The 1,161-nt window shown below is 43.5% G+C and carries 2 protein-coding genes; both read right to left on the bottom strand.

Translation table 11 applies throughout. The features are described from left to right. Positions 1 to 172 precede the first annotated feature (172 nt). A complete protein-coding gene (locus A3762_RS21745; protein ID WP_068475950.1) occupies positions 173 to 709 on the bottom strand; it encodes a redoxin domain-containing protein in 537 nt (178 codons plus the stop codon). Positions 710 to 812: 103 nt separating this feature from the next. Next, positions 813 to 1,161 (bottom strand): LysR substrate-binding domain-containing protein (locus A3762_RS21750; RefSeq protein WP_231878890.1); only part of this gene is annotated, 349 nt, incomplete at its 5' end.

Genomic DNA, 1,161 nt, shown 5'->3' on the forward strand with positions numbered 1-1,161 from the left:
TGGTCATGAGCATGATCTAAATCATGATGGTGTTGGGGCTTTCGCCACATTGGGTGTTCTTGTAATGCCATAGGAAAATTGCTCTCTAATACGCAACATGTAGGGGCCTAGGATGACGCAAATCAGGCAGCCACATGTTGTTTTCTAAGTCTTTGTGTGTGGCAATAAGGTGTTAGTTATCGTAAGAAAAGGTTCCGCGAATCGGATAGTTATTGCTACGAATCCACTCTAGGCCCGAAATAAGATTATCTAAATCAGGACGTACAAAAGGATTATTCGATATGTCCACTACTTGAAGCGTTCCATGTTCATTAATGACATAGAGCCCCGGTTCAGCAAACGGGTGATCCGTTTCCTGATCTGAGCGGGGATGTGAGATGTAAAGCCCCAGAGATTTCATTTCTTCTAAAGATAAGCCGTAGAACATCGGGAAATCTACATCCAGCCTACTCGTGTGCTCCTTTAACTGCGCTTTGCTATCACCTGATACAGCGACCAGATCGATATTTATTGCTTCTAAGCGTGGCTTATATACCGTCAATTGATTGAGGAAACGTGTACACAATGGGCAGTGTCTACCTCTGTACACGACAAGCATTTGCCAGTCTTTTCCTTCTAAAGGTTTGCTTAGGTCCCGTGTTGTGCCTTCGAGAGTTGATTTGGTGATCGATGGAAAAGTTGCTCCAGCTTCAAACTTGTATGTGCTCATGAATTTGGCCTCCAATAATGATGACTAGTGAAAACTATTATTGGTGGCTTCGACAGAAAAACAATTAGTTACTTTTTGGTGACCTAGCACGCAATGACCAATTTTATCGGGAGCAGACACTAACTAACTTATTGCGAATCCATTTATGTAGCTGGTCTTGATTACTACGCTGGTGCCAGGCCGCAATGACATCAAACCCTGGAATTGTCCTATCAAGCTCAATTACTTTTAGGTCGTTATCAGGTAGTAGTCGAGATGGAATAAAGCCGCACAAATCACTCTCAGCTATACAGGCTTTTGCGGCGGTAAACGTAGGTACAGACAATACAACGTTTCGCGGATGCCCCTGTTGTTCAAACCAATCATTTGCTGCACCTACAAAGTCACCGCGTGAAGGCGAGACAACTAGCTGGGGGATTTTTGCAATGTCAGAAATAGCCATTTTCTTACTT

The sequence above is a fragment of the Oleiphilus sp. HI0125 genome (genome assembly GCF_001635355.1).